Source organism: Xanthomonas sacchari (assembly GCF_024266585.1).
Lineage (GTDB): Bacteria > Pseudomonadota > Gammaproteobacteria > Xanthomonadales > Xanthomonadaceae > Xanthomonas_A > Xanthomonas_A sacchari_C.
Map to the genome: position 1 here is coordinate 17699 of NZ_CP100647.1, position 24183 is coordinate 41881.

A 24183-nucleotide genomic window follows, 5' to 3' on the forward strand; every position below is an offset into this window, starting at 1 on the left:
GCGGTTTTCCTTGATGATCTGCACGACCCTGCATCCCCTGCAATACGCGCGTCAGCGCAGTAGATCGCGCCAAAAAACCGGCCCCAGCCGCGCCAACTGGTGCAGGAAGTCGGGCAGATTACGGTAGGGACGCTGCGGAAACCAGCGCCCACGCAACAGGTACTCGCCGACGAAGAAGCCGCCGATGACCCCGTAGCCGAGCAGATTGGCGAACAGCGAGGCGCGCGCATCGCTGATCGGCAACGGCGCGGCCAGACCCAGTTGCGCCAGCACGCCGCTGGGCTGGGCGCATAGCGCCAGCACCAGATTGAGCAGGGTCAGCCCGACCAGCAGCAGGGTCCAGGCCAGGGTCAGGCGCTGGGTGTAGCGCCGCTGCGCCGGGCTGATCGGCATGCCGGCCTGCCGGTACAGGGCCTCGACGATGCGGGTGATCAGCGGCGTGCGCCCGCGCTGCAGGCTGCGCCCGAAGAACCAGGCCACCCAGGCGGTGAACAGCACCGGCGGGGCGGCCAGCAGCAGCAGGGCGTGCGGCGAGCGCCACAGCGGCACCAGCGCCGCCGTCGCGGCGATGGCCAGCGCCCAGGCCCAGGGCCGCCAGCGCGCCATCGGCTCCACCAGCACCATCAGCACCAGCGCCGCGCCGGCCAGCACCGCCAGGTCCGGGCGGTGCGCGGCATTGGCCCAATGCGCCAGCGGCGAGTAGGCCAGCGCCAGCAGCACGCCCAGGGCCAGCGCCCAGGGCGCGGCGTCGGCCCGCTCAGCTGGTCTTGTTGGCTTCGACATGCGCCGACAGCGCGCGCAGCGAGGCGAAGATGCGGCGGTTCTCGTCGTTGTCCGAGCGCAGCTGGAAGCCATAGCGCTTGCTGATCGCCAGCGCCAGTTCCAGGGCGTCGATCGAGTCCAGCCCCAGGCCGGTGTTGAACAGCGGCGCCTCCGGATCGATGTCGCCGGGCTGGACGTCTTCCAGGTTCAGGCTCTCGACCAGCAGCTCGGCCAGTTCACGTTCGGCGGCGGTTTGCGAAGACATCCAGGGGCTTCCAGGCGAAAGGACGGGTGCGACAAGATGGTGCATCGGACGCTGCGGCGCAACCATGCGCCCGCGAACAGCACGCTATCATGCCGTTTCGCCCCGCCGTTGCGCCGCAGGTTCCCTCAGGATGACGTCCCCCGCTGTTGCTCCCCTCCCCCCCACCGTAAACGCCGCCGCGGCAGAGACGCCCGACGTGCTGGTGATCGGCGGAGGGCCGGCCGGCTGCGCGGCGGCGATCGTCCTGGCCCAGCGCGGCTGGCGGGTGACGGTGCTGGAGAAGGACCACCATCCGCGCTTCCACATCGGCGAATCGCTGCTGCCGATGAACATGCCGATCCTGCAGCGGCTGGGCGTGCTCGAGCAGGTGCGGGCGATCGGCGTGCTCAAGCTCGGCGCCGACTTCCCCAACGACGCCGGCGGCTACAACACCTTCCGCTTCGCGCATGCGCTGGGCGCGCAGTCCGACTTCGCGCTGCAGGTGCCGCGCGCCGACTTCGACCGCGTGCTGTGCGCGCATGCGCGCGCGGTCGGCGCCGACGTGCACGAGGGCGTGCGGGTCGAGGCGGTGCAATTGGACGGCGAGGCGCCCACCGTGCAGGCGCGCAGCGCCGAGGGCGTGCGCCACTACCGGCCGCGCTACCTGATCGACGCCAGCGGCCGCGACACCTTCCTCGGCAACAAGCTCAAGCTCAAGCGCGCCAACCCGCGCCACCAGTCGGCGGCGCTGTTCAGCCATTTCCGCGGGGTAGCGCGGCGCCCGGGCGAGGACGCCGGCAACATCAGCATCTACCGCCACGCGCACGGCTGGATGTGGCTGATCCCGCTGCCCGACGACGTGATGAGCGTGGGCGCGGTGTGCGACCCGCAGTACATGAAGACCCGCCAGGGCTGCGACAGCGAGGCATTCCTGCTGCGCACCCTGGCGCTGAATCCGGACGTGGTGGCGCGCATGGCCGGCGCGCAGCGTGTGGCGCCGGTGCACGCCACCGGCAACTACGCCTACGAATGCACCCGCATGAGCGGGCCGCGCTGGCTGATGCTCGGCGACGCCTACGCCTTCGTCGACCCGATGTTCTCCTCCGGCGTGTACCTGGCCATGCACAGCGCCGAGCGCGGCGCGGCCATGGTCGATGCGGCGCTGCGCGACCCGGCCAGCGAGGCGCGGCTGCAGCGGCGCCTGGAGCGGCACCTGCGCGGCGGCCTGGACGAGTTCAAGTGGTTCATCTACCGCTTCACCTCGCCGACCATGCGCGAGCTGTTCGCGCAGCCGCGCAACGTGCTGCAGGTGGAACAGGCGGTGGTGGCGATGCTCGCCGGCGACGTCTTCGACAACCGTGCGGTGCTGCGCCGCCTGCGCGTGTTCCGCGCCATCTATGCGCTGTCGGCGGTGGCGATGCTGCCGCGGGCGTGGCGCGCCTGGCGCCACCGCCGCCGCCAGGCCCGCGAATCGTTCCACGGCGACACCTTGCACGGAGACGCACCATGAGCCGCCCGCACCTGCAGTTCCCGCACCCCACGCAGGGCCATCCGCAGTTGCAGGTGGACTACGTCGCCGAGACCGATCCCGGCCAGCTGCTGGGCGAGGACCAGGTGCTGGCGGTGTTCGGCTTTGGCGAGACCGCGCCCTACCACGACGACCCGCGCTACCTGCGCGTGCCGCTGCAGCCGCACGGCCCGCGCATGCTCGAGGTGTGGCGCACCGACGCCCCGGTGCATAGCGGCCGCGACGGCGCCATCGCCTGGGCCAGCGACGGCCGCCTGCAGTTCGGCGTGATCGAGATCGACGAGCGCCAGGTGGACCTGGACATCGAGGAAGCCGCCGCACTCGCCTACGCGCAGATCACCGCCTTCGTGTCCGGCAGCGCTACGCCACGCCTGCTGCGCATCTGGAACTACCTCGACGCGATCACCCTGGGCAGCGGCGATCGCGAACGCTACCGGCGCTTCTGCGTCGGCCGCGCGCGCGGGCTGGGCGAGTTCGACGCCACCCAATTGCCGGCGGCCACCGCGGTGGGCCGCTGCGACGACGCGCGGGTGATGCAGATCTACTGGCTGGCCGCCGCGCGGGCCGGCACGCCGTTGGAGAACCCGCGCCAGGTCAGCGCCTACCGCTACCCGCGCCAGTACGGCCCGCAGCCGCCCAGCTTCGCCCGCGCCATGCTGCCGCCGGCCGGCAGCGACATGCCGCTGCTGCTGTCGGGCACCGCCAGCGTGGTCGGCCACGCCTCCATGCACCAGGGCCAGCTGCTGGCGCAGTTGGAAGAGACCTTCGCCAACTTCGACGCCCTGCTGGCAGCCGCGCGCAGCCACGCTCCGGACCTGCCGCCGCAATTCGGCGACGGCACCCGCCTGAAGGTCTACGTGCGCGAACCCGACGACCTGCCGCTGGTCGCCTCCGCCCTGGACGCCCGCTTCGGCGACCGCGTCCCGCGCCTGCTGCTGCACGCGGTGATCTGCCGCGACGAGCTGGCGGTGGAGATCGACGGCGTGCATGGCTGAGGCCGCGCTCCGGCGCATGCCACGCGGCACGTCGGCGTAGGAGCGGCTTCAGCCGCGACCGGGTCCTCCTGGGAATGCCGTCGCGGCAAATGCGCGTTACCGGCGGCGACCGTCCGCCGCCATCGGGCATAGGCGTAGTGGCATGCCGGGCCTGCCATCGCACCAGACACGCCGCGGCGTGCACTGCAAGCGGCGGGCGCTAACGTCCAGGCGCCATGTGCGCCGGCTCGTCGACCCCGCGCCCCAGCGCCTGTTGTGCAGCACGCTGCTGCTCCTGCCCCAGCGCCTGATTGGCCAGCGCCAGTTTCTGGTCCGACTGCTCCACCGGCGTGGCCAACGCCTGCTCCACCGGAACGACCGCGCGCTTCATCGCCGGATCGTTCAGCGCGCCCTGCACCGCGATCAGGTTGCCGGTTTTTCCCAGCACCACATGGTCGACCCGCTCCAGCGCATTGCCCGCCAACGAGTAGCCGGCCGCGCCCGGATACAGGTCGCGGTTGTCCTTGCAGGCCGCCAGCAGACTGCGGCTGAGCCGTTCGCTGTCGTGGTCGTAGGCCTTGCCAAGCGCTGCATCGACCTTGCGCATCCCTGCGCGGATCTGTTCCAGCAGCGCGTGATCCGGATGCCCGGGCAGCGAGGGATCGTCGCTCCGCTGCGCCTCGGCGCCATGCGCGGCAGGCGCCGCTGGTTCCGGCAACCCGTTGGCCAGCGGCGACACGTGCCGATGGGTATCGGCAGTGTGCTGCAGCAGCCCCGCGGCGGGCGGCTGCGTGCTGGTGTCGAAGTACGGCAGTGGCCGCCGGTCCCTGCCCAGATCCAGCCCGTTCTCTTCCAGCAGCGCCTCGCGCAGATGCAGCCGCGACAGGTTCAGCGCGATCTGCGGCGTGTCGTTGCCCGGCTGCGGCGGATGTTGCCTGTGCTCGACTTGGGCAATGTGGCTGACCGGGTTGGTAGCGTAATAGTTTGCGTAATCTGAGGTGCCGTTGGCGCCAAGCCTGGCTTTTCGAGCTTCCTTGTCAAAAAAGTTCTGCCCCATTCCCTCCACATTACCGGGAGTTTCGCTCATCGTCAGATCGGTATTGAGACGAAGATTTGGCTTCAATGTGAAGGTTGCAGGCCTGCCGCTACGATCTATGAAATCCGCCATGCGCCCTGGCTGTTCTTTGTAAACGTCTTCTAGCGTTGCATCCGGGTTGCCTGCCCGAACCCTGCTGACGACTGCATTCCATCCGGCGATCTGCGCACCGGCTTCGTCGCGGCGATTTTGCGCCAACAAGGTCGCCAAGGGCTCGGTGTAATCACGTAATCCAGAGCCGCGTGAAATGTTCCCGACATCGTTGTCGAACTGCTTCAACGCCCGCTTAGTAGCTTCAGCATTGAACCCATGTTGCAGCTCGTGGCCTAACGCATACGTGACCTCACCCATATTTGTGGCACTGGGGAGTTGGCCTGGAGAGACAGGGACCAATCGTGCCAAGGGTAGGCGGATCGCATGATTCTGCGCATCGTATTCACCACCCGCATTGGGATTAGTCAATGGAACGATGCGCGCCACATGGCCTTTGGCTACAGCAGTGTTGATCTGGTCAACGAGTACGGGCGAAGCGTTGACGATCGATAACAGATTCCTCGCCTGATCCGCCGTAACGCCCGGCTCAGAGCCAAATTCACTGACGATCTCCCGAGCTTGAGCAGTGAGTTCCGCCATCCTGGGGCTTCCTTGTCTTTTATCCGATCAAAACCATTTGCACGCACAAGTGGCTAATCTTTTCGATCGGCTCATTTGCCTCGCCGTTGGGATAGACCTGAATCCACATGCCGGGACGCTGAAAAAGATCGTACATCAGCGCCCCATGCGGCAACTTTTCTCCAAACGATGCTTGTGGCGGAGAATCGAAGTAGTGCTCACGCAAAAATCCCATCTTTTCAAGTTCGCCAGTGAAGCGATCAAAGTCCATCTGGCAGATACTGGTCATGTCGGGAGAAGATCCAGGCGTCGCCGGATCGAAGCTGAACTCAAACCCATGATTCTTCATTCTCGGATCAACCTCGAAGCCATGCACCCAGTCCTGGCTTACCTTCTCTCCGAATCCATACCGCCCGGACCCATCGCGCGCATAGTCCACATCCACCCCCATCACCTCGCGCAAGCGCTGCGGCGTGAACTCGGCCACGCTCTTGCTGGTGCGGATCAGGGTCAGCAAGCGGCTGAGCATCTGCTCGGCGCTCAGCTTGGGCGACACGGGCGCGGCGGCCGGATCGGCGGCGCCGGACGAGGGGGACGAGGTCATGGCGGGAGAGTCCTTGGCAGGAGGCGCGGCGGCAGGCGCCCGCGCAGGCGCATGGGTGCAGGCCGCACACAGGAGCGAGGCGATCAGGACGAGGGAGGCCCGATGGGGCATGCGGCACATCCTTGCGGCGCGAAGCGATAGGCGCAGTATACGAACACCCGCGTGGGGGGCGGCAAGCCACGCCCCGGCCGTGCCAAGCGGCGGGCGGCCGCGTGCCACGCTGCGCAAACCGTAGCGCGCTGGCGCCTGGTCGCTGCGCGCTATCCCGGCGCCGTCCGGCGGGTGCTCAGTCCTCGCGACCGGCCGCCAGCAACGCCAGCAGGCGATCGCGCGGCAACTTGCCGGTCTCGTTGCGTGGCAGGGCCTCGAGCAGGCGCAACCGGCGCGGCAGGAACACCGGGTCCAGTTCGCGGCGCAGCGCGGCCAGGATCGCGGCCTCGTCCAGGGTCGGCGCCACCACCACCGCGGCGATGCGGCCCACCGCCTGGCCCGGTTCCGGATCCAGTTGCAACATCGCGCCGTCGACCACGCCGGGCAGCGCCAGCAGGCGCCGGGTGAGATCGGCCAGCGAGGCACGCTTGCCGGCGATCTCCAGCAGGTCGGCCTGGCGGCCGCGCACCTGGAAGCGGCCGTCGGCGTCCACGTCCATTAGGTCGGCCAGCAGCACCGGCTGCGGCAGATGCGGCGCGTGCACCAGGGTGCCGTCCGGCTGCGGCGCCACGCGCACGCCGGGCAACGGCGTCCACGGCACCTCGCAAGCGGTGCGGCGGCTGGCGAACACGCAGGTTTCGGTGGAGCCGAACATCTCGCGCACCTCGCCGCCGAAGCGCGCCTCGGCGGCGGCGGCCAGCTCCTGCGCCAGCGGCGCGGTGGCCGAGACGATGCCGGCCAGCGGCGGCAGCGCGACGCCGGATTCGACCAACGCGCGCAGATGCACCGGCGTGGTCACCAGCAGCCGCGGCGCCGGCAGCTGCGCCAGCGCACGGGCCACGTCCTCGGGAAAGAACGGGCGCCCGGCGTGCACCGCCAGCGGCGTCACCAGCGGCAGCAGGATCGACAGCTCCATGCCGTACATGTGCTGCGGCGGCACCGTCGCCACCACCTGCGGCACCGCCGTGTCCGGCCACAGCCCGACCAGCGCCAGCAGGTCCTGGCGGGTGCTGGTGAGGAAGCTGCCCCAGGTCTTGGGATTGGGCTTGGGCGCGCCGGTGCTGCCGGAAGTGAAGCCGATCGCCACCAGCGCGTCGTCGGCCAATTGCGGCATCGGCCCGTCCAGCGACGGCAGCGCGTCCGGCAGTCGCCAGTAGCGCGGCGGCGGCTCGGCCAACGCCAGGTCGCCCAGGCAGTAGCAATCGGTATGGCTGCGCTGCACCTCGGCCACCACCGCCGGCGCGCGCGAGGACGGCAGCAGCGAGGTCTGCCCGCGCAGCGCCACCGCGCAGAACGCGACCATGAAACGGTAGCGGTCCTCGCACAGGTTCAGCGCATGCCGGCCGGCCGGCAGCACCGCGGCCAGGCCGCGCACGTGGCCGAGGAAGGTCGCCAGGTCGATGTGCTCGCCGTTGGCGAAGGCCAGCGGACGCCGCGCGTCGCCGACGGCGAGCGGGTGCAACAGGGGCGCAGCGGGAATCTCGGAGGAAACGGCGGACATGCGTGGCGGCGGCTCGGGCGGGGCGATGACCCGCACGGCGCGGGGAGCCGGTAGCTTGGCCGGCGCCGCCGCCGCTGGCAAGCCGGCGGCCGCCGCGGCCGCCGTCAGTGGTGGTAGCCGGTGTCGGCGGTGATCTTGCCGCGGAACACCCGGTACGACCAGGCGGTGTAGCCCAGGATCACCGGCAGCAGCACCGCCAGCCCGGCCAGCACGAAGCCCTGCGAGGCCGGCGGCGAGGCCGCTTCCCAGATGGTCAGCCCGGGCGGCACGATGTTCGGCCAGATGCCCAGCACCAGGCCGAAGAAGCCGAGCACGAAGAAGCACAGGGTCAGCATGAACGGGCGCGCGTCGCGGCCCTGTGCCATCGCCGCACGCCACAGCGCCAGCGCGTTGACCAGCACCAGCAGCGGCACCGGCGAGAGCCACCAGAAATTGCCGTCGTGGAACCAGCGCGCCATGATCCGCGAGTCCAGGAACGGCAGCCAGGCGCTGACCAGGCCCATGAACACCACCACCACCAGCACCAGCGGCCGGGTCAGGGTGCGGGCGATGTGTTGCATCGCGCCCTCGGTCTTGAGGATCAGCCAGCTGCCGCCGAGCAGCGCGTAGCCGAACACCACCGCCGCGCCGGTGAGCATCGAGAACGGGCTGAACCAGCCAAGCACCCCACCCAGGTACTTGCCGTCCTGCAACGGCATGCCTTCCACCAGCGCCCCCAAGATCACCCCCTGCCAGAACGCGGCGCACAGCGAACCCAGCGCGAACGCCCAACCCCACAGGTACTTGGAACTGCGCGCCTTGAAGCGGAACTCGAAGGCCACGCCGCGGAACACCAGCGCGATCAGCATCAGCAGCACCGGCAGGTACAGCGCCGACAGCACCACCGCGTAGGCTTTCGGGAACGCCGCCAGCAGGCCGGCGCCGCCGAGCACCAGCCAGGTCTCGTTGCCGTCCCAGATCGGCGCGGCGGTGTTCATCATCAGGTCGAGCTGGTCCTCGTCCTCGGCGAACGGCGCCAGGATGCCCAGGCCGAGCACGAAGCCGTCCAGCAGCACGTACATCAGCACGCCGAAGCCGATCACGCCGAACCAGATCACCGGCAGCACGGTCGCCATGTCCATCAGTGGGTCTCCTCGATGTCGTCGTCGGCCGCCGACAGTGGCCGCGCCGGGGTCTTGTCGCCCTCCTGCATGCGCGGCGCCGGCTCGTGCGGCAGCGGCCCATGGCGCAGCATGCGCAGGATGTACCAACTGCCGAAACCGAACACCAGCGCGTAGGCGAGCACGTACACGCTCAGCGAGATCCACACCATCGCCGGGCTGACCGGGCTGACCGCATCGCGTGTGTGCAGCAGGCCGTAGATCACGTACGGCTGGCGCCCGATCTCGGTAACGAACCAGCCGGCGACCAGCGCCACGAACCCGGCCGGCAGCATCGCGTTCCACGCCAGATGCAGCGCGCACCGACGCAGCAGCGTGCCGCGCCACCAGAAGAACAGCGACACCAGCGCCAGCAGCAACATCGCCATGCCCAGCCCGACCATCACCCGGAACGCGTAGAACACCGGCTTCACCGGCGGCCGCTCGTCTCGCGGCACCGCGGTCAGCGGCGTGATCTCGCCATCCAACGTATGGGTGAGGATCACACTGCCCAGGCGCGGAATGGTCACCTCATAGTCGTTGCGCTCGGCGGCCTCGTTGGGCACCGCGAACACCACCAGCGGCACGCCCTGCCCCGGCGCCTCGCCGTGCCAGTGCCCTTCCATCGCCGCCACCTTGATCGGCTGGTGCTCGAGCGTGTTCAGCCCATGCGCATCGCCGGCGGCGATCTGCAGCGGCAGCGCGATCGCGGCAAAGGCCACCGCCAGCTTGAGCATGCGCCCGGCCGCGTCCAGGTGTTCGCCGCGGCGCAGGTACCAGCCGCTGACCCCGCCGATCACGAAACAGGTGGTGATGAAGGCGGCCAGCACCATGTGCGTGAGCCGGTACGGGAACGACGGATTGAAGATCACCTCGCGCCAGTTGGCCGGATGGAACACACCCTCGACCACCGCGTAGCCGGCCGGCGTCTGCAACCAGCTGTTGGCCGACAGGATCCAGAACGTGGAGATCAGCGTGCCGATGGCGACCAGGCAGGTGGCCAGGAAGTGCAGCTTTTCCGGCACCTTGTGCCAGCCGAACAGCATCACCCCGAGGAACGAGGCCTCCAGGAAGAACGCGGTCAACACCTCGTAGCTGAGCAGCGGACCGAGGATGTTGCCGGCACGTTCGCTGAGCACCGCCCAGTTGGTGCCGAACTGGAAGCTCATGACGATGCCGCTGACCACGCCCATGCCGAAGGACACGGCGAAGATCTTCAGCCAGAAGAAGTACAGATCGCGCCACACCGTGTCGCGCGTGCGCAGCCAGCGCCACTCCAGGAACGCCAGCCAGCTCGACAAGCCGATGGTGAAGGCCGGGAACAGCACGTGGAAACTGATGACGAATCCGAACTGGATGCGCGACAGCAGCAGGGCGTCCATGGGTGCGCCTGAGAAAGCGGAGACGATGCCTATTGTTGGTGCGGCGCGGCGAAATGGGATGTGACGGTTTGTCGCAGTGTCGGGTGCATGCGATGACGACCTCCGCGTTCGCGCAGATTGCGCGAGCCTTGGTCAAGTTGGAGTCCGCTGACCAACTCTGCCGCTTGATCGCTCCCAACGATGGCGAGCCTTGCTTGGCTCGATCATTCCTCTGTGGACGCGATCAAACATAACTCTCGAATCCGCTCAATGTCACCGAGTTTGGATCGCTGCACTATGCATGGTGTATCGAACCATGCGCTGTCACGCACAAAGATCGTGCATGGCGCAACTCTAGAACTGAGCAAACGTTGCTGGCTTTCCCCCACCATCAGGCACCTGGCACCTGGCACGCATCGCTCCACCTCAATCCTGATTTCAGGACTTAACAACGAGAGCAGTCTGCAATCGGACGTTTTACTGGAACAAAACACCCAGGGAATCTCTATGCGATGCCTCTCCCAATTGGAAGAGGCATCTTCCTTAATCCGGAGCCGGCGCAGACCCTTGCTTAAGCCTGCGCTCTGCCACTCCATGTAATCCTGAATACCTAAGCAATGCAACCCTCTGAAGCAGGCGCTACTTCAAGTAAATCTCGACGATACGGCATCCATCCGCCTGCACGTTGACCTTGCGCTTATTCAAAAGCGCGGCCATCGCGATGGCAAGCATTCCTTTTCCTCCGGACTGCGCCTCGTCGAACGTCATGATCGAAGCTGAAGGAGATGCCGTTTTGCACTCTTGAGGCAACGCGGTGAACCATACGAAATGACCCGTTCCTGATTGATAGGCGTTGATCTGAGTAACCTCGACATCATTCATCCACTCATTGGCGAACGACTGGCCAGAGAAAACAACTGCAAACATAAGCGCAATCCACCTAACCTGCATTTCTATCACCTCTCTCCTGTTGGTTTTTCGATTTTCATTCAAAAGAATAGCACGCGACGAATCTCACAACACATCGGCCCGCGCAGTCATAAGCTCAGGGCGAGATCACCGCCCGTGACTGACCCTACTTCATATAAAAATCAACTGCACCATATTGGACCACCCCGATTGATGACAGCCACATGATCTAAGCAAGTCCACCTTGATTCACCCCACTTGTTGCTGATGGTGCAGCGTTGCAAGCTTTCCTCTCACAGACCCATTGCCGGATTCACGCCGCCAGCGATCCGCGCGCGACACGGGATCGCTGATACAGTCGCGCGGGGGTGTCAACTCGACAGAGCGATCCTGACACCCGGCCGATCGGCACGAGTCAAAGTCGCCGCATTGCTCCGCGGCGACTTCGGTCGTGGCTCGAAGCGGAGGCCGAACTCCGCCACGGCAAAACATGCCAATGGTTAGCGCAACACATCGTTAGCCTGCCGAAAATCCCTTTACCTCGCGCTGCAACGCCTTAAGGCGCGGACAGCGCACATACAACGCGCGCGATTGCGCTACGCCTGCGCCGTGCAACCAACCTTGCCAGTAATCCCCCCAATCAACACAACAGCCGCTCACTCCGATTCCTGCATGGTACGGCGCATCTGCAACGTCCAAGTCGCAGGCTCCCGTGCGTTCCGAGAGTACCTCACTTGTTGATCACGAATCCATCCATCCCCCTTGACTAACACGATCCTTAGCAAGTTCTCATTCGGTGAGAACGCGTTGCCCCATGCTGTGGTCCCGTTTCCTGGAGACCGGATGATGTCCATCAACCATGTGTCATTCCAGCTGAGCCTTTCGCTGCACCAACTTCTTAAGCTAGGCGGTAGCGAACGCTGGTGCGAACTGGTGCTGGCGGCCTTGCAACTATTCGGGAACGCCGTACCCGGATTGAAACAATATGGCGTTTCAACCGCAACGTCGATCTAACCAGGCAGATGCCGAGCCTGTCGATGACGGCCACACGGGCAGAACCCTGTACACGGCGTGCACTGCGTAATGTTTTTGTGCCCTTCGCAGACCGCCCCTCTCCAGCGTTGGCCCGCAGGAGTTCCAGGAAGATTCGCAGTGCCGATCCACGACCCGCGTAGTTCAAAAGTCCCTGTACGCAATGAAGGCATTGAGTCTCCACGGTGTACTGGGTAGTCCACGTTTCAACCTTGCCTACTTTTCATAAAGGAGTTGAATAAATGACAGTCTCCACAGCCGACCATTGCCGATTTCACCAGGGCGACGGCGTTACCCGTGCTTTTGCTGGCCCGGTGGCTCACTCCAGAAGTCGCGTGAAGGCATTTATCATCCTTAATGAAAAGGCGTCCGAATTGGAGAGTGGCGATTTCGACGTTGAACGAATCGGCGATGAATCCGGTACCCGCATCGTAATGCACCGCCCTCCATCTTCCGCTGAAAAAATCCTGTTGATCAATGTGGCAAGTTATGCACATAAGATTGACGCCGCCGGCGATATTCCACTCGCCGAAGCATTTACAAAACCCAGATTGGACACACTTGCAATGCACAATCACGAACACGCCAAATCCCACGGCGGGTTACGGGAAATTTCGGATTCAACGCCAAGCACTGTAAGCGACACGCGCTCCCCTTTTCCAATGACAGCGCGTGAGAGAAATGAGGAGATTGCCGGAACAGCTTCTAGCGAAGGTGACGACACCTCCTTACGCGAGAGCCTCGCTCAAACAGACGGAGGCTCTTTGATTGGATATTCCTTCCCTGCGTCTGGCGAAGGCACTACAGTCAAGGATTTTCTGGATGGTCTGTGGGCAGGAACAGGCGCGCGGAATATTCGGTTCCAGCAGACGGCTGCCACCGGCGCCGCGCCCATCCCCGTTTCCGACAAGTTGAGTTACCTTCCTGTCTCGGTACTGGAATTTGGTGCTGATCGCACCGGTTCCTCTGATTCGTCGTCGGCATTCCAGGCCGCGGTGGACGATGTGCAAAACCGTGGCGGCGGAGTCGTGCATGTGCCATACGGGATTTATCGGATTGATACAGCAGTGACGATTTCCCGAGGGGGAATCGCGATCAAGGGCGACGGTGTCCTAGAAGAGTTCGTCGGCCCATTCGGCTCGACTGTTCCGCAACTTCGCGGCAATGGATCCTGGATACTATTAGGCTCGGAAAACGAGAGCGCATTCGTTTTGGCATCTGGCTCAAACAACGTACAGATAGCGGGAATCGGATTCGACCAGACGAAACCTTCACCGACCCCCGACTGGAATCCCCCCGCCTACAAGCCCTGCATCAGGATCAATGCCGGCGGAGCTTGTTTGCTAGAAAATTTGGTTTTTTTGGGGGTGACAGCGGGCATTGAGATCGGCCAACCAGGTGTCAGCACAGGGCGGACGCGCATCGAAAACGTATGGGGGGAGTTCTTCTCATTTGGAATAAAAGTCAATTTTGCCGCAGACGTTGTCCGCGTCAACAATTTCCATCAATATCCCTTTTGGAGCGCCTTCACCGCCGACGTGGCCGCTTACACCCAAAAAAATACCTATGGCCTAGTTTCGTATCGCAACGACAATTGTCAAATCACCAATTTCTTCGTCTATGGTGTCTGGCGAGGCATTTACCTGGCAACGAGTGGGGACGGCGCCACCAATAAAATGATGGTGGCGAATGCGGACTTGGATGCCTGCGCTACTGGTGTTCTTGTAGACGGCAGTGGCATTACCGCTTCCATGACCAATATTCAATGCCAGCCCGGCCCAAATACGCAGCTATCAAATAGCCGCGGCATCTTCGTCAATGGAGATGGAAACAGCCTTATGCTGTGCAATTTGCGCGTAGCACGGACAACGGCAGAAGCTGTATTTGTCAGTGGGAACGGGAATGCTGTTGGCATCAGCAATTGCTATTTTGACAATTGGGATGACGCCCTGTCTGGTGCGTTCACTGCAATCTCGTCCACCAGCGACACGAACAGAATCCATCTGTCAGGTTCTATCACCTATTTCACGGGCACCGGTAATCACGGTGCGTTCCTTGGTGGTCAGATGCGCTCGTATCATTGGCCGAACTGCGCATCTGGATCTCTTGCCGCCACTGTGGACAGCAGCGGCTCGGTAGCGATTGCGCATGGGCTCGGCTTTGCCCCAGCGCGTGCATTTTCCAACAATCAGACGGACTACGCGTTTCTTCTAAATGTCATCAATATAGACAACACGAACATCTATGTTTCGGTTCGCGATGTAAACAAATCCGGGGAAAGGGCGGCATCCGGCTCAAATCTCACGATCAACTGGTCGGCCAGCATGTGAAGTAAGCCAATCGATCGGCTCAATCAGCGCGGTTACTGCATGGAGTAGCCGCGCTGTCGACCATTGAATTTCATGGGCCATTCGCCGACTTCGTCGGCTTTGAAAATTTGCTTTCATTCAGTACGGCGCGCCTACCAGCTTGGCCTGATCAAGCCTCGGTGCCAGATGCGGCGATCCGGATCTAGGCATGAGGATAGGGATCCAGCGCATCAGCCAGCGCAGGTACTAGCCGGTGGCCGCAACGATGCCGTTCAGTGCATCGCCCTGTCCCGCCTTGAGCCAGCAGCGGTCCAGCCGATGATCCCGCTTCAGATGCCCGAACACCGCTCTCATCCCCGTTTGACCAGCATAGTTGTCAGCGTTTCCGCGACCTGCCCTGCGGGGTGCGAGATCGTTACTCCATCCAATAGCGACAGTCCCCCGCATCGGTGCACGCTCTGCTGGCGCGCCTGGCGCCGTTGCTCGGCCCCCGCCCATGACCAACGGCGCAATCGCCGCCACCCTGGCGGCTGCTACGCTTGCGGTTTGCCGTTCGCCCGGAAGTCCAGATGCGTCGTCTCGCCCTGAGCGCTGTTGTGTTGCTGTCCCTGTCCTGCCTGCCGCCGCTGGCCGCGGCGCAGGATGCCGCCGCCCCGCTGACCATCGAACAGGCCATGGCCGATCCGGACTGGATCGGGCCGCCGGTCGAGGACGCCTGGTGGGCCTGGGACGGGCGCCAGGTGCAGTACCAGCTCAAGCGCACCGGCAGCCCGGTGCGCGACACCTACCGCCAGGGCATCGACGGCAGCGCCGCGCAGCGGGTCGAGGACGCCCAGCGCAGCACCCTGGATGCGGCCAATCCGGTCTACGACGCACGCCGCCAGCGCATGCTGTTCGTGCGCAACGGCGACGTGTTCCTGCGCGACCTGCGCAGCGGCGCGCTGACCCAGTTGACCCGCAGCAACCAGGCCGCCGCGCGGCCGCAGTTCACCACCGATGGCGGCGCGCTGTGGCGGGTCGGCAACGACTGGTACCGCTGGAGTCCCGGCGGCGGCGTACAGCAGGCCGCGGTGCTCAAGGCCGAGCGCGATCCCGATGCCGCGCCCAAGCCCGACGTGCTGCGCGAGCAGCAACTGCGTACCCTGGAAACCCTGGCCCGCGACCGCGCGCAGCGCGAGCTGCTGCGCCAGCAGGAGCAGGCCTGGCGCCGTGCCGACAGCAGCCGCGCGCCGGCGCCGGTGTACCTGGGCGACGACGTGGTGGTCGACGACAGCGCGCTGTCGCCGGACGGCCGCCACCTGCTGGTGGTGACCCACGCCAAGGGCGCCGAGGAAGGCCGCGAGAGCAAGATGCCCAAGTACGTGACCGAATCCGGCTACGCCGAATTCCAGGAAACACGCACCCTGGTCGGCCGCAACCCGCCGGTGGCGCAGACCCTGTGGCTGGTCGATGCGGTGGCCGGCAGCGCGCGCAAGCTCGACCTCTCCGTGCTACCCGGCATCGACACCGATCCACTGGCGGCGCTGCGCAAGGCCGCCAAGCAGGAGCCGCTGCAGGGCCCGCGCGCGGTCCGCGTGGAGACCGATGGCGACGGCAGCGGCGCCTCGATGCACTGGAGCGAGGACGGCCGCAACGTCGCCGTGCTGCTGCGCGCGGTGGACAACAAGGACCGCTGGATCGCCAGCGTGGACCTGGACAAGGCGGTGCTGCAGCCGCGCCACCGCCTCACCGATCCGGCGTGGATCAACTGGAGCTTCAACGACTTCGGCTGGATGCCGGACAACCAGACCCTGTGGCTGCTGTCCGAGCAGTCCGGCTACGCGCACCTGTACACCCAGCGCGGCACCGAGAAGCCGCGCCAGCGCACCTCCGGCAAGTGGGAGGTGTCCGCGCCGGTGGTCAGCGCCGACGGCCAGGGCTTCCTGTTCCTGTGCAACCGCAAGTGGCCGGGCGACTACGAGGTGTGCAAGCTCGACCTGCGCAACGACAGCGTCGCCGAACTGACCGCGCTGGACGGCGTGGAGGACTTCGCGCTCTCGCCCGACGGCCAGCAGCTGCTGGTGCACTACTCCGGCCCCTACCTGCCACCGCAACTGGCGGTGCTGCCGGCCGCCGGCGGCACCGCACGCGTGCTCACCGACACCCGCAGCGCCGCGTTCAAGGCGCGCCCGTGGGTGCAACCGCAGTTCGTGCAGGTGCCGTCCAAGCACGGCGCCGGCACCATCTGGGGCAAGTACTACGGCCCGGCGCAGCCGGAGCCGGGCAAGCGCTATCCGGTGGTGATGTTCGTGCACGGCGCCGGCTACCTGCAGAACGTGTCGGCGCGCTACACCCCTTACTTCCGCGAGCAGATGTTCCACAACCTGCTGGTGCAGAAGGGCTACATCGTGCTGGACCTGGACTACCGCGCCAGCGCCGGCTACGGCCGCGATTGGCGCACCGCGATCTACCGCGACATGGGCCATCCGGAGCTGGAGGACTACCTGGACGGCCTGGACTGGCTGGTCGACAGCAAGCAGGGCGACCGCGGCCGCGCCGGCATCTACGGCGGCTCCTACGGCGGCTTCATGACCTACATGGCGCTGTTCCGCAGCCCCGGCACGTTCAAGGCCGGCGCCGCGCTGCGCCCGGTGGCCGACTGGAGCCAGTACAACCACGAGTACACCTCCAACATCCTCAACACCCCGGACCTGGACCCGGAGGCCTACCGCACCTCTTCGCCGATCGAGTACGCCAGCGGGCTGCGCGACCACCTGCTGATCGCCCACGGCATGGTCGACGACAACGTGTTCTTCAAGGACTCGGTGGACATGACCCAGAAGCTGATCGAACTGCACAAGGACAACTGGGAAATCGCGCCGTATCCGATGGAGAAGCACGGCTTCACCCGCGCCGACTCCTGGCTGGACGAGTACAAGCGCATCCTCAAGCTGTTCGAGCGCGAGCTGCGCTGAGCCGGCCGCACGCCGAGGCGCCTGCAGTCGACATGCTGCAGGCGCCGGGCAGCAGCCTGCATGACATGCCAACCATCTGCGTGCGCCACGCATCACGCCGGCCTGCGTAGGAGCGGCTTCAGCCGCGACGGGGCGTTACCGGTAATGCCCCGCCGCGGCTGAAGCCGTTCCTACGCCAGCACCCGCCACCGCCACGGCCCCGCGATGCCTGCACCCCTGTGACGTTGGCGGCCAGGTCGTCCGGACCCGGACAGCATCGGTACCACCTCGCGGCCGCCCCCGCTCCTGGCGACACCGCATCGGCCATGCCCTGACCGCATCGCGGCAGAGGCCAAGCGCCCGGCGCATGCGCAGCGCCGCGCCCCTCGCGCACCACCCGGCTTGCGCCCTGGTCCGTCGTCCCTATCCTTGCCGGACTGCCGCCGACGCAATCGTGCCGGTGTCGCCCCGACCGAAGGACCGCCGATGCCGCCACCGCCGATGCCCGCCGCGCGCAACCAGACCATCGATGCGATGGCCAAGCTCTCGCTGTTGCTGGGGGTACTGTCGCTGCTATATGCGCTGGGCCAGGCACTGCTGCTGATGGCGCTGCCGGACGGGGCGGTCGAGGACGTGCTACGCGAGGCAGGCCTGCCGTTGCCGCCGCTGCTGCAGTGGTGCGTCGTCCATGCGCAGGCGCTGTCCTGGCTGTCGGCGCTGCTGGCCGCGGGCCTATGTGCGGCGTCGTGGGCGCTGCTGCAGCGGCGCGACTGGGCGCGGCGGGCCTTCATCGTGTTCCTGGTGGTCACCGCCGCGGCCAACTTCGCGGTGTTGCCGCTGCTGTGGCAACTGATCGACCTGCTGCAGGCCTGGGCGCCACTGCACGCCTTCGACCCGCAACAACTCCAGCACGATCTGGCCTTGGGCCGGATCACCCTGATGATCAGCGGCGCGCTGACCGCACTGGTGTTCGCCGGCCTGCACGGCTGGCTGGTCTACCAGCTGTGCCGTCCGGCGATCCGCGCCGAGTTCCATCGCTGACACGCCGACCGGCCTGCGCAGCCCGCCGCAGACGCCTGACATGACGAGCTTCTAGAATGGCGGCATGCATACCTTCGACCGTGTCCGCGATTATCTCACTGGCCTGCAAGACCGCATCTGCGCGGCGGTCGAGGCCGCCGACGGCCAGGCCCGTTTCGCCGAAGACCTGTGGCAGCGCGCGGAGGGCGGCGGCGGCCGCACCCGCATCCTGCGCGACGGCGCGCTGTTCGAGCAGGCCGGCATCGGCTTCTCCGACGTCGCCGGCACCCGCCTGCCGCCCTCGGCCAGCGCCAACCGTCCGGAACTGGCCGGCGCCTCGTGGCGCGCGGTCGGGGTGTCGCTGGTGTTCCACCCGCTCAGTCCGTACATCCCCACCACCCACGCCAACGTGCGCTACTTCGAGGCGCAGCGCGACGGCGCCACCGTGGCCTGGTGGTTCGGCGGCGGCTTCGACCTGACCCCGTACTACCCGTTCGACGAGGACGTCCGCCACTGGCACCAGACCGCGCAGGCCCTGTGCGCGCCGTTCGGCGCCGACCGCTATCCGGCGCACAAGCGCTGGTGCGACGAGTACTTCTTCCTCAAACACCGCAACGAGACCCGTGGCGTCGGCGGCCTGTTCTTCGACGACCTGCATGCCGATTTCGAGCGCGACTTCGCCTACCAGCGCGCGGTCGGCGACGGCTTCCTCGACGCCTACCTGCCGATCGTCGAGCGCCGCCGTGGCCTGCCCTGGGGCGAGCGCGAGCGCGAGTTCCAGCTATACCGGCGCGGCCGCTACGTCGAATTCAACCTGGTCTACGACCGCGGCACCCTGTTCGGCCTGCAGAGCGGCGGCCGCAGCGAGAGCATCCTGATGAGCCTGCCGCCGCGGGTGCGCTGGGAATACGGCTTCCAGCCCGAGCCGGGCAGCGCCGAGGCGCGCCTGGCCGAGTACCTGGTGCCGCGCGAGTGGCTGGCATGAGCGCGCCGGCGCGCACCGCCGTGCTCGGCCGCGAGGACAAGCGCGCGATCGCCGAACAGGTGCAGGCCTACCTGCGCACCGAGCTGCAGCAGCAGGTCGGCGCGTTCGAGGCCGAATTCCTGCTCGACTTCATCGCCGAGCGCATCGGCCCGCATTATTACAACCGCGGCCTGCACGATGCCCGTGCCGTGCTGGCCACGCAGCTGGACACCCTGGACGACGCGCTCTACCAGCTCGAACAGGCCACCGAACCGCGCCGCTAGACCGCCCCGTTCACGCGCGGCGTCGGCCGCGATGCGGCATGCCCGACAGCGCCCTGGCGATTGCGCGGCCTTGCGCCGGCCGCCGCGACCTGCGCTCAACTGCCCTTGTTGCTGAGAATGGTGATGTGGCCGTTGGTCTCCAGCAGCGCCAGGCGCACGTCGTCGATGCCCAGGCAGCCCTGCTGGCGCATCGCCGCCTCGAAATCGGCATGGCTGACCAGCTCGCGGCGCAGCACCTGGCGGAACACATGGCCATCGCGGGCCAGCACCACCGGTTCGCCCTCGATCAAGCGCTCCATGCGGGCGCTGCGCGAGGTCACCAGGCCGACCGTGAAGTTCAGCGCGATCAGCGTCGCCGCCAGCAACAGGCCGCCGCCGAGCGAGGTGTCCTCGCCGAGCAGGGCGTTCTGCACCGCATTGCCGAGCAGCACGATCAGCAGCATGTCGAACGGCGTCAGCTGGCCCATGGCGCGCTTGCCCGAGACCCGCACCATCACCAGCACCGCCACGTACACCACCACCGCGCGGAAGACGAATTCCCACCAGGGCATCGACAGATGGAAAAGATCAGGCATCGCACGGCTCGCAGGGAGGATGGAGCGGCGACCTTACGCCGTGGCGTGCAGGCGGCGATAGGGGCAGGCCCGAAGCGCGGGCATAAAAAAGCCCCGCGGACCAGGGGGAGGTCGGCGGGGCCAGGGAACGGGGACTTGGGGAGGAGTCGCCGTTCCTGGATCTGCTCCAGGGGATGGGAGGAGATCCGCGACAGGTATTGCGCCTGTCGAGGGATATAAGAACATTTCCCACCTTGCTCGTTCGTGAAGATTTAAGTTAAAAATTTGTCAGATTAAGGACGGATTCATTCCCGAAAATCCCGCGAATACCGCGCGTCAACATTCCGTCCAAATCCGGCGCCACCGCCTGCCCGCAGGGTGTGACGGCAGTTGAACTTTCCGCCGCTTGCACCGCCCGCGCGGCGCAAAAAACCCCTAGAAATGGGAAAGCGAAAATCGCTGGCGGGATAATCCTCAGAAAAACTCCGGTGCGCTCTGCGTGGCGCGCGCGCCTGCGATGTCTACGCAGGACACCGCAGCGCCGGGAAGGGCCCCGGAAGCATCCCCGGGGCCCGAATGGTCAATGCGCCTCGTCCCAGTTGTCGCCCACGCCGCTGTCCACCACCAGCGGCACCTTCAGCTCCGCCGCGGCGGCCATGCGCCGGGTCACCTCCGGCAGCAGCGTGTCGACGAAGTCGGCATCGGCCTCGAACACCAGTTCGTCGTGCACCTGCAGGATCATCAGCGCGCGGGCGCGGTGCTCCTGCAGCCAGGCGTCCACGCCGACCATGGCGCGCTTGATGATGTCGGCGGCGGTGCCCTGCATCGGTGCGTTGATCGCGGCGCGCTCGGCACCGGCACGCAGGCCCTGCTGGCGGGCGTTGATGTCGTTCAGGTACAGGCGGCGGCCGAACAGGGTCTCCACGTAGCCCTGGGTGCGCGCCTGCTCGCGCATGCGTTCCATGAAGTCGCGCACGCCCGGGTAGCGGCTGAAGTACAGCGCCACGTAGTCCTGCGCCTCGCCGCGGCCGATGCCCAGGTTGCGGGCCAGGCCGAACGCGCTCATGCCGTACATCAGGCCGAAGTTGATCGCCTTGGCGGCGCGGCGCTCGTTGCCGGTGACCTCCTCGAGCTTGCGCCCGAACACCTCGGCGGCGGTGGCGCGGTGCACGTCCACGCCGCTGCCGAAGGCGCGCAGCAGGCCCGGGTCCTCGGACAGGTGGGCCATGATCCGCAGTTCGATCTGCGAATAGTCGCAGGCGATCAGCTTGCGCCCGGGCGGGGCGACGAAGGCGCGGCGGATGCGACGGCCGTCGTCGGTACGGATCGGGATGTTCTGCAGGTTGGGATCGGAGGAGGACAGCCGCCCGGTAGCGGCGCCGGCCTGGTGGTAGCTGGTGTGCACGCGGCCGGTGGCGGGGTTGACCATCTCCGGCAGCTTGTCGGTGTAGGTGCTGCGCAGCTTGGCCAGGCCGCGGTACTCCAGGATCACCCGCGGCAGCTCGTGCTGGTCGGCGATCGCCTCCAGCGCCTCCTCGTTGGTGCTGGGCTGGCCCTTGGGGGTCTTCAGCACCGCCGGCAGCTTCAGTTCGTCGAACAGCACCGCCTGCAGTTGCTTGGGCGAGTCCATGTTGAAGCTGCGCCCGGCCAGTTCGGTAGCCTTCTGCTGCGCGGCCAGCATGCGCTGGCTCAGCTCCTGGCTCTGCTTGCGCAGCTCGGCGATGTCCACGCACACGCCGTTGGCCTCCACCCGCGCCAGCACCGGCACCAGCGGCATCTCGATCTCGCGGTAGACCCGCGCCAGCGCGGGCTCGGCGTCCAGCTGCGCCGACAGGGTGCAGTGCAGGCGCAGGGTGATATCGGCATCCTCGGCGGCATAGCGGGTGGCATCGTCGATGGCCACCTGCGAGAAGGCGATCTGCTTGGCGCCCTTGCCGGCCACGTCCTCGTACTTGACCGTGTCGTAGCCCAGGTAGCGCCGGGCCAGCGAGTCCATGTCGTGGCGGCTGGCGGTGGAGTTGAGCACGAAGCTCTCCAGCATGGTGTCGTCGGTGTAGCCCAGCACCTCCACGCCGTGGCGGCGCAGCACGTGCAGGTCGTACTTGCCGTGCTGGCCGACCTTGGCCTTGGCCGGGTCCTCCAGCAGCGGCTGCAGTGCCGCCAGTGCCTGCGCCCGGTCCAGCTGCGCCGGCGCGCCGGGGTAGTCGTGGCCCAGCGGCAGGTAATCCGCGCGGCCCGGCGCGGTGGCGAAGCTGAGCCCGACTAGGTTGGCGCGCATCGCGTCCAGCGCGTCGGTCTCGGTGTCGAAGGCGAAGCCGTCGGCGGCGCGCAGCCGCGCCAGCAGGTCCTCGAACTGCTCGGCGGTGGTCACCGCAGCGTACTCGCCCTTGGCGGCCAGCGCCGGATCCAGCGCGCCGTCGTCGGCCGGCGCCGCGGCGCGGGCATAGCCGGCGGCGGTGCCGCGCAGGCTGGGCGTCGCCTCGCTGGCGGCCTCCGGCGCGGCCACGCCGCCATCCAGGTCGCGCAGCGCCTGGGTGAAGCCGTAGCGCTGGTACAGGCCGCGCAGCTGCTCCGGCTCCTGTTCGCGCAGGCCCAGGGTGCGCGGCCCGCCGGCCAGCGCCACGTCGGTCTTGATGGTGACCAGTTCACGATTCAGCGGCAGGCGCTGCAGCGCCGCGCGCAGGTTGTCGCCGATCTTGCCCTTGATGGTGTCGGCGTGGGCGATCACCCCGTCCAGCGAGCCGTACTCGGCCAGCCACTTGGCCGCGGTCTTGGGCCCGCACTTCTCCACCCCGGGCACGTTGTCGATGGCGTCGCCCATCAGCGCCAGCAGGTCGACGATCTGGTGCGGCCAGACCCCGAACTTCTCCATCACCGCCGCGTCCGAGTCCATGCGGCTGCCGCTCATGGTGTTGACCAGCTGCACGCCGGGGCGCACCAGCTGGGCGAAATCCTTGTCGCCGGTGGAGATGGTGACGTCCAGGCCGTCGCCGGCGCCCTGCAGGGCCAGCGTGCCGATCACATCGTCGGCCTCGACCCCGTCCTCGCGCAGGATGGTGATGCCCAGCGCATGCACGATCTGGCACATCGGCTCGACCTGCGCGCGCAGTTCCTCGGGCATCGGCGGCCGGTTGGCCTTGTACTGCGGGTACAGGTCGTCGCGGAAGGTCTTGCCCGGCGCGTCGACCACGAAGGCGACGTACTCGGGCCGCTCCTTGAGGGTGGCGCGCAACATGTTGACCACGCCGAACAGCGCGCCGGTGGGCTCGCCGGCGGCATTGGTCAGCGGCGGAAGCGCGTGGAACGCGCGATACAGGTAACTGGACCCGTCGATCAGGACTAATCGGCTCATCGGCCAATTCTACGCTGCGGCGCGTTCACGCCCCCGAAACGGGGATCCGCCCCAGGCGCAGCAGGGAGCCGTGGTTAGCCCCTCTCCCACCGGGAGAGGGGTTGGGGTGAGGGTCCGGCGCGGAGCGTCTCGCCGAGTTGGGTCCACGAGGCTGCGCCCGCACCCTCATCCGCCCCTGCGGGGCACCTTCTCCCAAGGGGAGAAGGGAGGAGCCGTAGCCCCTCTCCCACCGGGAGAGGGATTGGGGTGAGGGTACGGCCCACCATTCGCACGCCACATGCGGACACTCGGCGCATACTCTGCGTCATGTCCTGCCCGTGGAGAACACCGCAATGAAAGCCCTGATCCTGATCCCGCTGTTGCTGCTGGCGGGTTGCGCCTCCACCGGCCTCGGCCCGGACGGCGCGCCGATGGACGTGCGCGGCGCGGAAACGACCCAGCGCAAGATGGACAACGGCGACACCGTCGACGAGTACCGCGTGGGCGGCCAGCTGCGCATGGTCAAGGTGACCCCGGCGCGCGGCCCGGCCTACTACCTGTACGACCGCAACGGCGACGGCCACATGGAAGTGGACGGCAGCAAGGACAACGTGTCGCCGGTGTACTGGAAGCTCTACAGCTGGTGATGCACGCCCTGCGCGCCGCCGAACGGCAGCGCGCACCGCGCAGCGGGCCATCGGCGCACGCCTGATCCTGGGGCGACCGTGGGATGACCCGCGGTCGTCCGGGAACGCGGCCGGGAGACGACGCGCTACGGCGCGCGCGCCACGCCATGGCAGGAACACGCGCCATCGATGGCCACCGAAGAGCAGCGGCATGACCCACGCCGGCGGCACGCTCACAGAGGCTGGCGAC

General features: G+C 66.8%; 19 protein-coding genes. 9 read left to right on the top strand and 10 right to left on the bottom strand.

Annotated elements, in window-relative coordinates; genetic code table 11:
* Positions 1-51 precede the first annotated feature (51 nt).
* Positions 52-783, bottom strand: coding sequence for a ketosynthase (locus tag NKJ47_RS00090; RefSeq protein WP_254459578.1), 732 nt, complete (start codon positions 781-783; stop codon positions 52-54).
* Positions 758-1027: a xanthomonadin biosynthesis acyl carrier protein XanC gene (gene xanC, locus NKJ47_RS00095; protein ID WP_003470209.1), complete on the bottom strand. Its 270-nt coding sequence runs from the start codon at positions 1025-1027 to the stop codon at positions 758-760. The genes NKJ47_RS00090 and xanC overlap by 26 nt, the downstream gene beginning before the upstream one ends.
* Positions 1028-1157: 130 nt before the next feature.
* Here xanC and NKJ47_RS00100 point away from each other — a divergent pair, with 130 nt between their 5' ends.
* Both NKJ47_RS00100 and NKJ47_RS00105 read left to right on the top strand, forming a co-directional pair.
* Positions 1158-2516 carry an NAD(P)/FAD-dependent oxidoreductase gene (locus tag NKJ47_RS00100; protein WP_254459579.1) on the top strand — a complete coding sequence of 453 codons (1359 nt, stop codon included), beginning with the start codon at positions 1158-1160 and terminating at the stop codon, positions 2514-2516.
* Positions 2513-3529 carry a pteridine-dependent deoxygenase gene (locus NKJ47_RS00105; protein WP_254459580.1) on the top strand — a complete coding sequence of 339 codons (1017 nt, stop codon included), beginning with the start codon at positions 2513-2515 and terminating at the stop codon, positions 3527-3529. Before NKJ47_RS00100 ends, NKJ47_RS00105 begins: the two co-directional genes overlap by 4 nt.
* 199 nt (positions 3530-3728) lie before the next feature.
* On the opposite strand, the gene NKJ47_RS00110 is transcribed toward NKJ47_RS00105, so the two are convergent.
* From NKJ47_RS00110 to NKJ47_RS00135, 6 genes are all read right to left on the bottom strand, one after another.
* Positions 3729-5237, bottom strand: a complete 1509-nt coding sequence (locus tag NKJ47_RS00110) for an XVIPCD domain-containing protein (RefSeq protein ID WP_254459581.1) — start codon at positions 5235-5237, stop codon at positions 3729-3731.
* A gap of 19 nt (positions 5238-5256) precedes the next feature.
* Entirely contained in the window at positions 5257-5820 is a 564-nt protein-coding gene (locus NKJ47_RS00115) for a hypothetical protein (protein WP_254459582.1), read from the bottom strand.
* Positions 5821-6106: 286 nt separating this feature from the next.
* Complete coding sequence (locus NKJ47_RS00120; RefSeq protein ID WP_254459583.1) at positions 6107-7471, bottom strand: AMP-binding protein; 1365 nt, start codon at positions 7469-7471, stop codon at positions 6107-6109.
* 104 nt (positions 7472-7575) lie between these two features.
* The gene (cydB, locus tag NKJ47_RS00125) at positions 7576-8592 is read right to left on the bottom strand and encodes a cytochrome d ubiquinol oxidase subunit II (protein ID WP_254459584.1); all 1017 of its coding nucleotides are present in this window, start codon (positions 8590-8592) and stop codon (positions 7576-7578) included.
* Positions 8592-9992: a cytochrome ubiquinol oxidase subunit I gene (locus NKJ47_RS00130; protein ID WP_254459585.1), complete on the bottom strand. Its 1401-nt coding sequence runs from the start codon at positions 9990-9992 to the stop codon at positions 8592-8594. The genes cydB and NKJ47_RS00130 overlap by 1 nt, the downstream gene beginning before the upstream one ends.
* A gap of 618 nt (positions 9993-10610) precedes the next feature.
* A complete protein-coding gene (locus NKJ47_RS00135; protein ID WP_254459586.1) occupies positions 10611-10898 on the bottom strand; it encodes a hypothetical protein in 288 nt (95 codons plus the stop codon).
* A gap of 828 nt (positions 10899-11726) precedes the next feature.
* Here NKJ47_RS00135 and NKJ47_RS00140 point away from each other — a divergent pair.
* The 6 genes from NKJ47_RS00140 to NKJ47_RS00165 all read left to right on the top strand — a co-directional run bounded on the left by NKJ47_RS00140 (position 11727) and on the right by NKJ47_RS00165 (position 19422).
* Entirely contained in the window at positions 11727-11894 is a 168-nt protein-coding gene (locus NKJ47_RS00140) for a hypothetical protein (protein WP_254459587.1), read from the top strand.
* A gap of 260 nt (positions 11895-12154) precedes the next feature.
* Positions 12155-14242, top strand: a complete 2088-nt coding sequence (locus NKJ47_RS00145; RefSeq protein WP_254459588.1) for a glycoside hydrolase family 55 protein — start codon at positions 12155-12157, stop codon at positions 14240-14242.
* A gap of 548 nt (positions 14243-14790) precedes the next feature.
* On the top strand, positions 14791-17175 hold the full coding sequence (locus tag NKJ47_RS00150; RefSeq protein WP_254459589.1) for a S9 family peptidase: 2385 nt from the start codon (positions 14791-14793) through the stop codon (positions 17173-17175).
* 465 nt (positions 17176-17640) lie between these two features.
* The gene (locus NKJ47_RS00155) at positions 17641-18195 is read left to right on the top strand and encodes a hypothetical protein (protein ID WP_254459590.1); all 555 of its coding nucleotides are present in this window, start codon (positions 17641-17643) and stop codon (positions 18193-18195) included.
* Positions 18196-18259: 64 nt separating this feature from the next.
* Positions 18260-19159 (top strand): oxygen-dependent coproporphyrinogen oxidase, encoded by a 900-nt coding sequence (gene hemF / locus NKJ47_RS00160; RefSeq protein ID WP_254459591.1) that lies wholly within the window; start codon positions 18260-18262, stop codon positions 19157-19159.
* Complete coding sequence (locus NKJ47_RS00165; protein WP_254459592.1) at positions 19156-19422, top strand: DUF2164 domain-containing protein; 267 nt, start codon at positions 19156-19158, stop codon at positions 19420-19422. Before hemF ends, NKJ47_RS00165 begins: the two co-directional genes overlap by 4 nt.
* A 95-nt stretch (positions 19423-19517) precedes the next feature.
* Here NKJ47_RS00165 and NKJ47_RS00170 read toward each other — a convergent pair whose 3' ends face one another.
* Both NKJ47_RS00170 and polA read right to left on the bottom strand, forming a co-directional pair.
* Entirely contained in the window at positions 19518-19997 is a 480-nt protein-coding gene (locus NKJ47_RS00170) for a DUF421 domain-containing protein (protein WP_254459593.1), read from the bottom strand.
* Positions 19998-20556: 559 nt separating this feature from the next.
* Positions 20557-23328 carry a DNA polymerase I gene (gene polA, locus NKJ47_RS00175; RefSeq protein ID WP_254459594.1) on the bottom strand — a complete coding sequence of 924 codons (2772 nt, stop codon included), beginning with the start codon at positions 23326-23328 and terminating at the stop codon, positions 20557-20559.
* A 332-nt stretch (positions 23329-23660) separates the two neighbouring features.
* Between polA and NKJ47_RS00180 the strand changes: the two genes are divergently transcribed.
* Positions 23661-23954 (top strand): DUF2782 domain-containing protein, encoded by a 294-nt coding sequence (locus NKJ47_RS00180; RefSeq protein WP_254459595.1) that lies wholly within the window; start codon positions 23661-23663, stop codon positions 23952-23954.
* Positions 23955-24183: the final 229 nt, after the last annotated feature.